This window comes from Deltaproteobacteria bacterium HGW-Deltaproteobacteria-6 (assembly GCA_002840435.1).
Lineage (GTDB): Bacteria > Desulfobacterota > Syntrophia > Syntrophales > Smithellaceae > UBA8904.
In genome coordinates this window covers 93,457-108,715 of sequence record PHAT01000010.1, presented here as the reverse complement: position 1 = coordinate 108,715, position 15,259 = coordinate 93,457, and the positions used below count along the sequence as shown (strand labels likewise).

8 protein-coding genes and 1 other RNA gene (1 of these 9 cut by a window edge) are annotated in these 15,259 nt (G+C 50.8%); 4 read left to right on the top strand and 5 right to left on the bottom strand.

Translation table 11 applies throughout. The features are described from left to right. Positions 1–463: 463 nt before the first annotated feature. Positions 464–2,743 carry an ethanolamine ammonia-lyase gene (locus CVU71_17855; protein PKN17156.1) on the top strand — a complete coding sequence of 760 codons (2,280 nt, stop codon included), beginning with the start codon at positions 464–466 and terminating at the stop codon, positions 2,741–2,743. A gap of 92 nt (positions 2,744–2,835) precedes the next feature. On the opposite strand, the gene CVU71_17850 is transcribed toward CVU71_17855, so the two are convergent. Beyond that, positions 2,836–3,948 (bottom strand): D-alanyl-D-alanine-carboxypeptidase/endopeptidase AmpH, encoded by a 1,113-nt coding sequence (locus CVU71_17850; protein PKN17160.1) that lies wholly within the window; start codon positions 3,946–3,948, stop codon positions 2,836–2,838. Positions 3,949–4,452: 504 nt separating this feature from the next. Between CVU71_17850 and CVU71_17845 the strand changes: the two genes are divergently transcribed. After that, positions 4,453–4,980: a hypothetical protein gene (locus CVU71_17845; GenBank protein PKN17155.1), complete on the top strand. Its 528-nt coding sequence runs from the start codon at positions 4,453–4,455 to the stop codon at positions 4,978–4,980. Between the two features lie 263 nt (positions 4,981–5,243). Here the strand turns inward: CVU71_17845 and CVU71_17840 are convergent, their stop codons facing one another. From CVU71_17840 to CVU71_17830, 3 genes are all read right to left on the bottom strand, one after another. Beyond that, entirely contained in the window at positions 5,244–6,956 is a 1,713-nt protein-coding gene (locus CVU71_17840; GenBank protein PKN17154.1) for an AMP-dependent synthetase, read from the bottom strand. 74 nt (positions 6,957–7,030) lie between these two features. Further along, positions 7,031–10,318, bottom strand: coding sequence for a carbamoyl-phosphate synthase large subunit (locus tag CVU71_17835; protein ID PKN17153.1), 3,288 nt, complete (start codon positions 10,316–10,318; stop codon positions 7,031–7,033). A gap of 276 nt (positions 10,319–10,594) precedes the next feature. Beyond that, complete coding sequence (locus CVU71_17830) at positions 10,595–13,741, bottom strand: hypothetical protein (protein PKN17152.1); 3,147 nt, start codon at positions 13,739–13,741, stop codon at positions 10,595–10,597. A gap of 318 nt (positions 13,742–14,059) precedes the next feature. On the opposite strand from CVU71_17830, the gene CVU71_17825 reads away from it, so the two are divergent. Next, positions 14,060–14,332, top strand: a complete 273-nt coding sequence (locus CVU71_17825; protein PKN17151.1) for a hypothetical protein — start codon at positions 14,060–14,062, stop codon at positions 14,330–14,332. 261 nt (positions 14,333–14,593) lie between these two features. Then, positions 14,594–15,034 carry a two-component system response regulator gene (locus tag CVU71_17820; GenBank protein ID PKN17150.1) on the top strand — a complete coding sequence of 147 codons (441 nt, stop codon included), beginning with the start codon at positions 14,594–14,596 and terminating at the stop codon, positions 15,032–15,034. Between the two features lie 132 nt (positions 15,035–15,166). Here CVU71_17820 and ssrA read toward each other — a convergent pair. Continuing rightward, positions 15,167–15,259: a transfer-messenger RNA gene (gene ssrA / locus CVU71_17815) on the bottom strand; it runs 114 nt beyond the window's last position.

The following is a 15,259-nucleotide window of genomic DNA, read 5'->3' as shown; positions in this document are numbered from 1 at the left end:
TACGATCAGGCATCCCAGTTGAAAATACGGGAAATTCGCCGCTCCCGCCGCCGCGTATTCCGCAAAACCGAATGTTGCTGTTAAAAGTACTACTGCCGCCGCCGCTACGATGGTTCCTAATGTCTTTTTCATGATCTGTTGCCTCCTGTGTTTGTTTCGGGTTTGTACCCGTTGTATGCAATTGCCTTTATACTAATGAAAAGACCGTGCCATCTTTTAACGGCACACGAAAGATAATTGTAAACACATGATGCTCATCATTATTTAACGATTATTCCACTGTCTGCCCCACGCCATAAATCATTTATTTCCATCTTTCTTTCAATGAAATGTTCAATCGGCTTGAACGATATGTAGAAAAGTATTATTCCTTTACCTGGAGAAAAGTCTTATAAGAAAAATTATCAATAACGAGGCTGGCATAATGAAGGGCAGCAATTTAACCAACGGGAGTAGCAGGCAAATGAGCCGAAGAAAATTTTGTTCTATTCTGGCAGGGTCGCTGATCGGTTCCGGATTGCTTCCGCCGCTTTTACAGGCGAGGCTTCTTGAAACAAAACCTGAAGAGGATCTTTTTTCATTCATGGATCGCACGCTGGGCAAATTTGACCGCACAACCTATCAGCAGCTCGTCGGAGCGGCCAATGCTTTCAAGGAGGGAGATCTGATTCTCGGCGTCTCCGCAGCCGACGAAGCCACGCGGTTAAAAGCACGCAGACTTTTATCCAATACCCATCTCGGCGATATTCTGAAACACCCGTTGTTCGAAGACCGCTTATATGCCACCCTGCTCGAAAATCTTTCTCCCGATGCGGTAAAAAAAACCAGCCAAATGACGATCGGCGAACTCAGACAGTTCCTGCTTACCCAAGACGAATCAGACATTCAGCCGATCCTTGACGGCTTGTGCAGCGATGTCATCGGGTGCGTGGTCAAGATCCTGTCCAATGAAGAATTGATCACCGTCGGACGTAAAATATTTCATCCGCTTGCCGGCACAAACATCGGCGCCAAAGGATATATGGGAGCCCGTATTCAGCCCAATTCCCCGACGGACCATCCCGATGACGTGATCTGGCAGATCTTTTCCGGATGGTCTTACGCGACAGGCGACGTTGTCCTGGGCGTCAATCCCGCAAGCAGCGCACCTGAATCCGTTGCGGTTCTTGAAACAGCACTCTCTGACCTTCGCCGCGCATTTCAAGTTGAAGACATCATTCCCCACAGTGTCCTGGCCCATATCGATCTTCAGGCAGACGTGGAAAAACTACAGCCGGGCACCACAGGCGTCTGGTTTCAAAGTCTTGCCGGCAGTGACAAAGCAAACGCCACATTTGATATTACTCTGGAAAAGATGCTGAAATACACGTCACAAAGAACGGGGCAATACGGATTTTATTTTGAAACCGGCCAGGGTGCTGATTTTACCAACGGCAGCGGCCAGGGCACCGACATGGTCATCCATGAATCACGAAAATATGGTTTTGCCCGCCTGCTGAAAATCAAGATCGCTCAAAACCAGCAAAAAGCCGGCCGCTGCCCTGCCCCATGGGTGCATGTCAATGATGTCGCCGGCTTTATCGGACCGGAAGTCTTCCGAACCCGCGAACAGCTTGTGCGCTGCTGTCTTGAGGATATCGTAATGGGCAAGCTCCACGGCCTTACCATTGGCCTGGATATCTGCTCAACTCTGCATATGGATGTCACACTGGATGATCTGGACTGGTGCCAGGATCAGATTATGCCGGCCAATCCGGCTTACCTGATGGCTTTGCCCACTAAAAATGATCCCATGCTGGGGTATCTGACAACTGCCTTTCAGGATCATGTGCGCCTTCGCGAGAAATTCGGATACAAGGTTAATGATGCAATGTGGAAATTCTTCCAGCGGATAGGCGTCATCAACGCCAAGGGTGAACCTGCTTCGCATTTCGGACAGCCTCTCCGCGTGTGGTATCAATACAGACGCCTGATGGGTGATAAGCGCTCCCGCGCTGATATCAACCGGGAAGGAAAACAAAAAATGAAGGACGTCCGGAAGCGCGGTGTTTATCTGGCGGAAGGATTTGACCGCAAAACATGGAAAATGTCAGCCGGGCTTGATCGGGAAATTCGTGCTCTTTATGCGGACGCCAAAAAAGCCATCTGGACGGAACTTGATCCTTCCTTTATCGCCGCAATACCCAATATGGTGCCCCTGAAAACCCGTTCACAGGATCGGGCCGATTATATTCTGCATCCGCAGACCGGAGAAGAACTGGATGATGCCTCCTTGCAGCAACTGAAAGCGTTAAAAGCAAAAAGAGGCGAAGCCGGTCAGGTGCAGATCATTGTATCCGACGGCCTGAACGCCAATGCCATCATGGATAAGGGCCATTTGGCCCCGTATCTTTCGGCCCTGGAAAAATATTTGCGGAAGAAAACCTTGACGCCGGCCCCTGAAATTCTGGTCATTAAAAGCGGCCGGGTTCGCGCAGGATACCGTATTGGGGAAGTCCTGTTCGGAGAATTGCCGGATACTCGGGAACACAGAGCAATCATTCACATCATCGGCGAACGCCCCGGAACCATGCATCACACTTTTTCCGCTTATATTTCCGCTCCGAGCGCCGGCATCTGGAAAAAGGCCGGCATCGATCACAATATCACCCGGGTGGTTTCCGGAATTGCCGACACAGCTTTAAAACCGGAAATTGCCGCGGAAGAAACGGTGAAAATCATCAATCACCTGTGGAAGGAATAAAATTAAGCAGACATATCATGTGACGGGCCGCTGATGCAGAGCCCCGCGGATCATGCCTTAGCGCATCGCATGTATTCATGCTGCAAGCTTGCTCAGCGCGGGGCAAGCGTCGCGATCAGGTCATTGGCAACTTGAGCCATAGCCGCAGCGGCAGCAAAGTCGAATTTGTTGATGGCGATGAAAACCGCCACTCCGCGTGCTGGTGCAAAGGCAATATAGCTGAAGGTGCCCTGTAATCCTCCGGCTTTTTGCAGGATGAAAGGACGGTCGCCCTTCGGCATCATAGCCACCCAGCCAAGCCCCATCGCATCCATGCGGCCGGACTCGTCCATCCCCGAAACGGTTTCCAGTCCATCGCGCATCAAATAAACCGCATGATCGATCATTCGCACTTCCGCGCCGTTCTGACTGAAGCGGTCGAGATGCCATTGCATCCATTTCATCAGGTCGTTCGGCGTGGAGTAGAGGCCGCCCGCGCCGCCTGTGACGTGACCGATGGCAATATCCGACATCACTTCCCCATCAAAACCGTGGCCCTGCATAAATCTTTTCCTTTGCTCTTCGGACAGCGCAAACACCGTATCCTTCATGTTGAGCGGACTGGTGATGTGTTGATGAATAAGCGCTGGAAAAGGCTTGTTTGCCGCCGCAGACAAGCTCAGAGCAAGCAGATCGAAGCCGTAATTCGAATAATGCACGGATTTCCCCGGCTTGAAAATCAAAGAATTACGTCCCAGCCAGCCGGTCAGATCCTGAACGGTGATGTGAGGATTGATGCCTTTTTCCGCGGCATGTTTAAGAGGGACTTCCCGCGGCAGACCGGCGGCATGAGTAACAAGGTCAATCAGCCGCATATGTCCGACGTCGGCCTTCGTATTGGTTGCAAGTCCCGGCCAGGTCTTCGTGACCGGCTGAGTCAGTTCTAAAGAATTTGCAGCAACAAGATGAGCCAGTAATTCGCCGGTAAATGCCTTGGTGATGGAGCCGATTCGCATTACCGTATCACCATCAGGTTCCTTGCTGCCTTTCCCGGCCCGTTCGCCAAAGCCGCGGATCGATATCTCCCCGTTGCGCACCACGCCGATGACGACGGCAGGCACTTTCTGCTCGAGATAAAAGACCCCTCCGCTGAATTCGACCATTTCGTCAAGAAAGGGGTCAGCCTGTGCGGTTTCTATACCGACCCGGGTGAAGGCAGCCAACATCACTATCGTTATGGTCACATACCGGATGTTGAGACAGGCACGGCAAAAACAGATCAATGTTTTCATTATGTTCTCCAGGGAGAGTATTTTGGCGCCGGCAAATACAATAGCAACGCCCGACAATTAATACGCATGTTTGGCATTAAGCGCTTTCCGGGACGATTTTACGCTTTTTAAATTATAATAAAAAGAGAAAAATGTCCTCCAGGTACGAAACGAAGTTTTCTATATTTTTGCCAAATGAACATTATTTGAGCAGGACTGCTTCATTGTTCATCTGGGCGATGCTTTCTTAAACTTGGCATGGATAATGCTGATTCACTAAATAGTCATAAAAAAGATTAGTGCATGGGCAATAATTTTCTTTTTTTATGCTGCTGACAGGAAAAAAATACCGATGTCTGGAAAATTTGTCCGGTATCGCAAACGTATATCGTATTTTCAGCTGATAAGAAGGGCCGTAAGTATATTTATACGATAATAAAAAACTTTGAGGGCGCAAAAATGAAAGAGACAATGGAATCAAGAAGAATTCTGGTTAATTATTATAAAGCCGCAAAGGAGTCCTTCATGGACAAGATGAAATCGGAAGACGATGAACGGTCAAATCTGAAATTTAAAATTGCCGCTTTTGTCATTTATGAATTATCTCACTCCGCCCCTCCCTGGTTTAAAGACCATTTTTTATCAAACATGGCCAAGGATGACGGCATTGCAGAAACAATTAATGAAAATATCTTAAACGCGGAAAATGCATTTTATGATGTGATTGCCGATTATTTGATAAAGATGGAATCGGAAATTGACTATGTCAAAAAAATATTGGCTCCCTTTCCGGAAGAATGGGATAAAAAAGAATTCTGGAAGCCAATTGTTTTTGACGCCTTTCTGATCGTGGGAATCTATTTCACGCCGTTAATGGAATCTCGTTTAAAGCATGCCGATAATGGAATGATGGAAAAACAAGCGGAAAGAAATGTCAGTTCCCGATACTTGTATCACACGCTGATACAAAGTCAGTCATTGTCTTAGCGGAAATAAGCCGCCACAGAAGGATTCTCCTGTGTGAGAAAAGAATCCTTATCGTAAATATCAAAAAGCACAGCAACAGGTGCTACCGGCATTTTTTCGCCAGTTTTAAATTATTAAAATTACCGTTCATGTCACTCATCAGGGGTTTTTCAAACGATGCCGCAGATGGGGTCTTCATCCCCGCCGGCATGACGGAGATGAAGACCGGAATCAGACACCTGGTCCTTATAAAAACCATGACATGCGATCACATCTTAAATTATTCAGGACGGTTCTTTCTTTCCTTTGTTCACTTCCTCTTCAAGAAGCACACGACGCAGAACCTTTCCCACGCCGCTCATGGGCAATTCATCCCGGAAGACGATTGCCTGAGGAACTTTATAAGAGGAAATACCCGCTTTTGCCCATTTGATGATTTCCTCGGAACTGATCTTATCCTTGAATGCCGGTTTTAGAATGATGAAGGCCTTGATCACCTCTCCCTTCTTATCGTCGGGGGCACCGATGACGGCCACCTTGTCCACGGCTTCGTGCTGGAGGAGGAAGGTCTCCACCTCTTCCGGAAAGACACTGAAGCCTGAGACTTTGATCATTTCTTTCTTTCTTCCCAGAAAGAAGAGGTAGCCATCCTGATCGAACTTGCCCATGTCTCCCGTATAGACCCAACCGTCGATAAGCGTATTGGCCGTTTCTTCCGGCTTGTTCCAATATCCTTGGAAAACGCCGGGGTTCTTCAGCACAATTTCTCCGACCTCCCCGACAGGCACCTCCTTTGACTTATCCTCCCAGGAGACGATCCTGATCTCCTGCCCCGGAATGGGAATGCCCTGGCAACCCGCTTCGTATTTAGGCTTGTGAAGGGGCATGAAAGAGTCGAATGTATGAGTCTCCGTCAGGCCATAGGCGGCTTCCGCCAGCAGACACCCGCCCGTGTCCGCCTTCCAGAGTTTGACGATCTCATCGGTCAGCTGGATGCCGAAGCTGGTTGTGAGGCAAAGCTTAAGGGAAGACAGATCGTATTTCTTCCGGTCCGGATGATTCATGATGGCGATATTCATGGGCACGGCGGCCTGAAAAAACTGGACTTGATAACGCTCAATGGCCTGCATGGCCGCAACGGGATCGAACATGACCATCAGGATCTGCGTGGAACCCTGGGCAATCATGACATCCACGGCGCCGAGCATCCCGGCGATGTGGAAGGTCGGCAGGATCGCCAAACAGGTGTTGTGGCCTCCCGTTTGCCCCACGAATGCCATGTTGGCGTCGAGCAGATTAACCAGAGTTGCCACTTTGAAGAGCTTGTTGCCATGGGTCAGTATCGCACCCTTGGGAACGCCCGTTGTCCCTCCCGTAAACTGGAGCTGGACGACATCGTCAAGGCCGACATCAACCTGGACCGGTTCGGCAGGATACCGCAAAAAGATGTCCATGAATTCGGTCGTATCCGGATAGGTCATTTTGGGGAATTTCATCGTGGGAATCAGATTCATGGTCGGTTCGGCAGGCAGAAAATCATGCATACTGGTAATCACAATGGTTTTTATCCCGCATTCCTTACAGGAACTGGCGGCCACGGAATGGAGCAGATCGAGGGCCACAATCGCCTTGGCCCCGGTATCCCGCAGCTCAAACGTCAACTCCCATTCCTTGAATAAAGGACTGCAGGGGACAATGACCCCGCCCATCTTGTTGATGCCGTAATGGGCGATATGATACTGGGGACAGCTGGTCATAAAAAGAGCGATGCGATCGCCTTTTTTGAGGCCCTGATCCATCAGGAACCGGGCGAACTGATCGGACATGCGATCCAGTTCACCGAAGGTCACTTCCCTGCCGTAAAACACAATTGCCGTCCTGTCGGGAAATTCCCGGGCATTGTCCCTCAGATACTCGAAAACAGGCTTCTTGCCCCGGGAATACGAGGACTCCTGAGAGATAAAATCCGGCCAGTTTTTCATCCAAACACGCTCCATGCTTAATACCTCCTGTTAAAAGAATTATTCGGGATGCAATGATTCCCAGTTTTTCAATTCACGCGCCTTGCCACTCACCAGGCGTCCATGAATAATTGCCTGTTTTCCCTTGGCGATGCGGATGTAACGGATTTTAACCCGCGCATGATCCAGCGCCGCGTATCGGCAGGGTCGATGACGGCGTCGATCTCCATATAGGATGCCATATTGATGGCCTTTCCCATGGCATAGAACTGATCCACCATCTCCTTAAAGGCCTTATCGCGTTCGACTTCATTTTTGATGGCCTCCAACTCTTTCTTGAAGGCGACCCGAACAGCGCCCTCGAGGCCCATGCCGCCGAACTCTCCTGAAGGCCATGCCGCCGTAAAAAATGCGTCATGAAAACTTCCGGCTGACATGGCCATGGCGCCAAGACCGTAACCCTTGCGCAGGACGACTGTGAAGAAAGGAACGGTGACATTCGCCCCCACGATAAACATCCGGCAGACGTGGCGGACCTGAGCTCTTTCCTCCACTTCAGGTCCGACCATAAACCCCGGCGTGTCGCACAGCGAGAGGATCGGCAGGCCGTGGATGTTGCACAGCTGCATGAAGCGTGCGGCCTTGTCGGCGCCTTCCGCTTCAATCGCCCCGCTCATATGGGCGGGGTCATTGGCAATCACCCCGAAGGGCCGGCCTTCAATCCGGATCAGGGCTGTAATCATGCCCAACCCGAAATGGCGGCGTAATTCAAGGACCGACCCCGTATCCGCCAGGGCTTCAATCACCTTGCGCACGTCATAGACACGGAGCCGGTTCTCCGGGATCAGCCTGCGGAGATGGCGCTGATCCGCTGCCTCCCAGGAGTCCGTGATGCCCTGAAAATAGGAAAGATATTGCTTGGCTGCCGCGACGGCCGACACTTCATCGGCCACGGCCAGATCGACGACGCCGTTTTTGGTTTGAATGTCGATGGGACCGATATCCTCCGGTTTGAAGACACCCAGGCCGCCGCCTTCGATCATGGCGGGACCGCCCATGCCGATATTGGAATGTTCGGTCGCAATAATCACATCGCAGCAACCCAGAAGCGCGGCATTACCGGCGAAACACGATCCTTCAACAATGCCGACGAGGGGTACTTTACCGCTCAGAGCAGCGAAGCGGCTGAATGTCGTCAGATCAAGGCCGGAAACAATGTCGATATCCGTATCGCCCGGCCGCCCGCCGCCGCCTTCGGCGAAGAGGACCAGGGGCAGCTTCCACTTGCTGGCTACGTGCAGAACGCGATCCATCTTTTTGTGGTTCATGAGGCCCTGCGTCCCGGCCAGAACGGTAAAATCGTAAGCCATGACCATGCAGCTGGATTTTTCGTCGCTGAACAGGGTCCCGTTGACGGCGCCAACCCCTGTAATCAAGCCGTCCGCAGGTGTTTTCCGGATGAGATCGTCCATGGGGCGGCGACGGCGCTGGGCGGCAACAATGAGAGCGCCATATTCGATGAACGTGCCGGGATCACAAAGGTCCTCGACATTTTCCCGGGCCGTCCGCCGGTTTTTCTTCCGCCTGCGGGCGACAGCATCGGGTCTGTTTTCATCGCGGGTGAAGGCGTGGCGTTCCATGACCTCCGCAAGATCCGGCCGGACGGCGTCCAGATTGACCACATCATCGGCCACCCTGGCGTTTTCGGCCACCTCGGCCTCTTCGATCAAAAAGAGCAATGCCCCTTTGCGAAGCGTGTCACCAACGGCAACACAGATATCCTGAATGTATCCGCAGCGGTCCGCTGTGATGATGTGCTCCATTTTCATGGCTTCCATCACGGCCAGCTTCTGGCCGACCGTCACGGCGGCACCCTTTACGACATCAATATCCACGATCCGGCCTTGCATGCTTGTCTTAACGGCGGCTAAGCCGGGGGGGATGATGTCCACACGATCCACGGCAGCTGAGACGGCCGCCGCCTCAAAATGACAAAGCCGGTGAGCGTCTGATACTGCCGCCAAAGCCGCGGCATTTTCCTCGATAAATCGGGTATGAAAATCGTTCCGAATGACCTCGGGACGGCACAGGAGGTTTTGCAGGAAAGGAATATTCGTTGCAACAGCGCCAATCCTGAATTCGCCCAGGGCACGGTAGGCCTTCTTTACGGCATCCTCATAGCGAGGCGACGACGAATGAACGATGAGTTTTGCCAGCAGTGAGTCAAAGGCCGGATTGACAGTATAGCCGCTGTAGCCATAACCGTCGACGCGGATATCTTTACCGGAAGGCACCTCATAGGTGCTAAGCACACCGCCGTCCGGCATGACATCCCCATTGCCGTCCATCGTCTCCATGTTAATCCGCAATTGCACGGCATAACCCCGGGGGCGGGTTGACTCTTCCGTCAGGCCAAGATCGGCCAGGGTTTTTCCGGAGGCGATTTCGATCTGAGTTTTCACCAGGTCCACACCGGTCACTTCTTCGGTGATCGTATGTTCTACCTGAAGCCGTGGATTAACCTCCATGAAGGCATAGTCCCAATGGCCGGCAGCTGTTTCATCAATCAGGAACTCGAAGGTTCCGAGGCTCTGGTATTTCACCTCCCGGGACAGCCGCAAGGCAGCATCCGTCAGTTTATTGCGGAGTTCAGAAGACAAGGTCGGGCAGGGAGCGATTTCGATAAGTTTCTGGTTGCGGCGCTGCATGGTGCAATCTCGTTCGCCCAAATGAATCACCTGCCTGCCGTCGCCGACCACCTGAATCTCGATATGACGGGGACGTCGGATCAACTTCTCCACGAACAGGTTGCCGTTGCCGAACGCCGCGAAGGCCTCCGATTGACAGCGATGATAGGCTTCTTCCAGATTGCCCAGGTCATACACCGGCCGCATTCCACGCCCGCCTCCGCCGGCAATGGCCTTGACCATGACGGCTCCATCCGGTCCCAGCTCTTTGAAAAAAGATACCGCCTCCTCAAGAGTCGCAGCATCGGATGTGCCGGGAAGGAGTGGCACGCCCAAACGGCGGGCAAGAGCGCGCGCCTCAACCTTATTGCCGAAGAGACCCAGCATGTCCGGTGTCGGGCCGATAAAAATGATGCCCTCATCGGCGCAGTGTTTGGCAAAATCCATATTTTCGCTTAAAAAGCCATAGCCGGGATGGATGGCCCCACACCCTTCGGCCTTGGCTGCGGCGATGATGGCATTCCCATTGAGGTATGACGCTGCACCCATGCCATCCAGCGTCAATACCTTGTCTGCTGCTTTTGTATGCAGAGACTGGCTATCGTCGGCCGGACACACGGCCACGGTTTGCAAACCTAATTCCGCCGCCGCCCGTGCAATCCGAATCGCTATTTCTCCTCTGTTGGCAATCAGAAGCTTTTCTAGTCGCATCATTCCTCCTTCAATCCTTTGCTGCCTACCGAATTGTCCATACGGACTTCATTTAAATCCATATTGCGTCAAACGGGCTACGACTTGCAGCTTCTGTGCCTGAAGGTAAATTTTCTTATTTATATAATAATATCATCATATTATGTCGTTGTTGGCGTGCAAAAGAAATGGCCTGATATACGATATATCGTTAATACACGATATATCGTAGGTAGATGCTGAAGAAATGATCCGGCGGCTGGAGTCAGGATGTTTGGGGACCGAAGACTTATTTTATCATGAGATGCCGAGCTTTTTCATCCTTGAATAGAGCGTATTGGGGTGTATATCGAGGATCTCCGCCGCACCCCCGGGACCTGCGATTTTGCCACCTGTCTTTTCCAGTGCGCGGAGGATATGGTTTTTTTCATTGTCCTTCAGACTTAAATGATTGGTTTCGACGGTTGCGGCAAGGGGATGATAGCCCAGGTCGGGTAGTTTGTAGACAGGTCCGTTACTCAGGATGACACCGCGCTCAATCACGTTTTCCAATTCCCTTACATTACCAGGCCAGTCATAGGAAAGCAGTTTGTCCATATCATGTTGGGTGATGCTCCGGACGTCTTTGTTGAACTTGCCCGCATAAACCTCTAAAAAATATTGGGCCAGAAGGGGAATGTCTTCGGTTCTCTGCTGCAACGGCGGAACAAAGATTGGAAAAACATTCAGGCGGTAATACAGGTCCTGGCGAAAGCGGCCGCTCACGACGTCTTCGCTGAGCTCCCGGTTGGTGGCGGCAATGAGCCGGAAATCGGATCGCAGCGTTTCATGGCCGCCAACCCGCTCATATTCCTTGCTTTGGAGCACTCGGAGCAGCCGGACCTGGACCTCCATGGGAATATCTCCGATCTCATCAAGGAACAGGGTTCCGCCATTGGCCAATTCGAACCTGCCGGCATGCCGTGAAACAGCACCGGTGAAGGCTCCCTTCTCGTGACCGAAGAGTTCGCTGGTAATCAGGCTCTCCGGCAGTGCGCCGCAGTTGACCCGGATGAACGGGTGATCGCTGCGTAAGGAGCGGCGGTGAAGGGATCTGGCCACCAGTTCTTTTCCAACACCTGTTTCGCCCCAGATAAGAACGGTCGCATCGGTGGCGGCTACTTGTTCGATTTGCTTAAAAACCTTTTGAATGGCCGTACTATTTCCAACAAACTCCTCAAAGCGAATGCTTTCCAGGTATTGTTCCTTATAATACTGCTTTTCCCGCTGCTGCTGTTCGTACATCATCCGCAGGGCTTCCCATGCCTGGGCATTGTCCATGGCAATAGCCGCCTGCGCGGCAAAATAATTGAGGATTTCCAGATCGCTTTCCCTGAAGGCACTTCGGAAGAGCCGGTTGTCATGGTACAAGACCCCTGCAACCTTCCCCCGGATGATCATGGGCACACAGATGCAGGAGAGAATCTTGGAAGAGCCTTGAGAAGGAGAGGCCTGCTCCAAATGGAAATCCCTGATTTGCCCGTGGCCTGTCTTGCAAGTATCTTTGATCAACTGCATTGATTCTGTAAACCCGGACATAACGATATCGTCTGCCGTCAGATTCTTCGCTGCCCGGAGCAACACACTCGGTGATTCCCCCTCATTGAAGAGAAAAATGGCTCCCCTCTCGGCGCCGGTAATCCGGTTTACAGTCGAAATGATGCGGCGGGGAAGATCCCGGCTGTCTCTGATGGTCACTAATTCCTGGCCTAATCGTAAAATCTCGTCGAGCAGATTCTCACCTGTTTGGCCGCCTCTGATCAAAGGCTGAATGTCATCAGGGATCAGGGAATCATGATAAGCACTCAGGAGCTTGGCCCCCGCTTCCGCCCATTGCCGGGCTTTTTCCACATGGTCCAGGCGCAGAAAAGCCCTGGCCATTTCCAGATGTGATTTAGCTAATTCAATAGGGTGCCCGGATTCCTGTAAATAGCGGATGGAGCGGCGCAGAGAGGCAAGGACGTTTTGGTCGGATGCCCCCTTGAGGTTTTGCAGAAGCGCCTTGTACCGGAAGGCCACTCCCTTCATGAAAATATTCTCGCCTTCGAGAGCCGAACGAATTTCCTGTTCCAGAGAAAGTCCCGCAATGCGGGGTAATTTGCCTTCCTCCATGGCCCAGCATGCCACCATAATGGCAGAGCCGTGCCGCATGGGCATGTGAGCCCGATCTCCCAATGCGATGGCTTCTTTCAGCAACGCGACGGCTTTTTCACAATCATGAGTAAGGTAATAATATTGGCTCAATAACGCCAAACCGGCAATATGGGAATAGATATTCCGGCTTTCTTGCGACTCATTGAGCGATTCCTCGATGTACACTTTGGATTCTTCCAGCCGGTTCATCTCCAGTAGCATCTGCCCGATGGTAACGTCGGCCACTGCGGCAACATAGAGGTTGCCGATTTTTCGACATCGGACCCGGATGGCATCCAGCATGCCTAACCCTTGAGAGACCTGGCCCGAATAGGCAAAACAGGCCCCCACCGTCACCGCGGCCAGGAGGGGCAGGTTCTCCTTTGGAAAATCTTCCACGTCGGGCACAAAGGCCTCATAACTTTTGACGACATCCTGATAGCGGCCCAGCCAGTAAAGAAAAAATTGGCTGAAAATGGCGGCCGATTGCTTGATTCTGGGATCATCGATCGTCTCCGCCAGATCCCGTCCTCTGTGGTAATGTTTGATAGCCGACCGATACCTGGAACGGAGCCATTCATTTCGGGCCAGATGCATCTCCAGCAAGGCAAGAGCGCTTTTGTTACCCTGCTCGCCGGCCCGTTCCATCGCTTCACCGATGAAAGCGATGACGCGGTCGGAAACAGGATCGCCTGTTGATGCCCGTGAAAACTGAAGAACGGCCTCAATAAAAAGATGATCGGCCTCCTCTCCTTTCAGTTTCCGGAGATCTTCAATAGCCTTGTCATAATGCCGGCAGGCTTCATCGTAATTAAAGCTTTTCCGGTAGAGATTCCCGGCGGCAATAAGGAGCCGGCAACCAACCAGATCGTTGGACAAGCACAGAAGGTGCGGGGCTGCCATAGTTGCCATAGCGGATTCACCCGGCAATTCCGCAAGCAGCAGGTCTGCAATGCGCCGATGCATTAGTTTCTGCTCGTCAGGAGTCAGTTTGCTCTGCAGCCGGTTTTGCCGGGAATGATTGATAAAGCAGAAAACACCTCCGCTCTTATCAGCCAACCATTTTTTCCGGACGCCGAATTGGAGTGCGGCAAAGATCTGTGACGCCTTCCCTTGTGACAAATATTGAAGCCAATCGACGTTAAACTCCCCCTGAAAAAGAGCCGCCAAAGACAAAATACGCTGATGATACTCCTGTTCGTTCTCATGTGTATTAGGCTCGGAATTCATAAATGCCTCTGAAATTTCTGTACGTCCTTGGCCGTCCGGCAACCATCCTGAAAGCTTTGTATTGGACTGCAATGGAATCAGCCACAAACCGACTGCATTTGTCAAGGATATAAAAATGATAAGTACCGCCGACAGTTTAAAAAATTATGTTTGAATTAAAACAAGTTCAATTGACAACAAAAAACCCGCCATTTCTGGCAGGTTCTTGCTTTGTTGGATTTTTCTTGGGGCGGCGGGAATTGAACGCACATATTTTAATAATCATGTTTAATCTTTTTTTCATTTAATCAGCATTTGCTTTATTCCCACTAATATGCAATGCAATATACAAATAATTTTTTGCTTGTCTGGTAATTAATTATGCTGGAGCCGATTCGCATTCTTATTTTGGAAGACAATCCTGATGATGAGGTGTTGGCTCAATTTGAAATGCAGGAAGCCGGGATCACCTTTACTCCCGATGTGGCGATGACCGAAAAATATTTCATTCGTGAAACTCAAGAATTCTCCCCCCATCTTATCCTTTCCGACCATGACCTTCCCAATTACAATGGAGCCTTTGTGCTGTCGAAGCGGAGGAACACAGGGCACGAAAACAGGCGGAGGCGGAATTCCGCGAAGCGTATAGTGTGAATTGATGCTTCGACAAAGAAATAGTGTTCCATCTCGATTAGTACGGTTAGAAGCAAAATTGTCCGAAGATAGAAAGACTTGCAATCTGGCTGTGATTGATCTCATGAAGCGCACTCTCTTCGAGGGCAAGAGTGCAGAGAAAACCTGTTAAATTTCGAGATGAGCGATTCCTCGGTAAGTGGCTTATCTTATTTCCAGAAAATATTATGTCGAGGTTGCCGAAATTCTCACCTCTTCATTGATTCCAAAGAGGAAAGGAAAATGATTAATACGGTTCTAGACATTATTCTTGTAGAAGATAATCCCGCAGATATTGAATTAACCATGGACGCTCTGAAAGAAAATAACCTTGCCAACAGAGTCAAGGTTTTGAAGGATGGCCAGGAGGCCGTAGATTATATTTTCCGGCAGGGAGCACAAAGCGATTGCGGCATTTGCGACCACCCCACGTTGATTCTTTTGGATATTCACTTACCCAAAATTGACGGACTGGAGATTCTGAGACGAATCCGAGATGACGAGCGGACCAAGTCGATACCCGTTGTCATTCTTACATCATCCCAATTAGATCAGAATAGAATCGAAAGCTACCAACTCGGCGTGAATAGTTACATCGTGAAGCCTGTTGAATTCGATAATTTTACGAAAGTTGTCGCCCATATTGGATTTTACTGGGTGGCATTGAACAAATCTCCATTTTGATACAACTATACCTTACTGTCGAAAACTACATACCTATTTACAGTAAAAGTGCCAACGTGATACCGACCAAAGAAACTGGTAACGCTTTTTGAAGGACAAAAATACTAAGTAACCGAAATTACTTAGTTTTCTTGGTGGAGGCGGCGGGAATTGAACCCGCGTCCGAAAACCTTCCGCTGGAGCTTCTACGTGCGTAGCCTTCGTTTTAGAACCTTCACGCTGGTT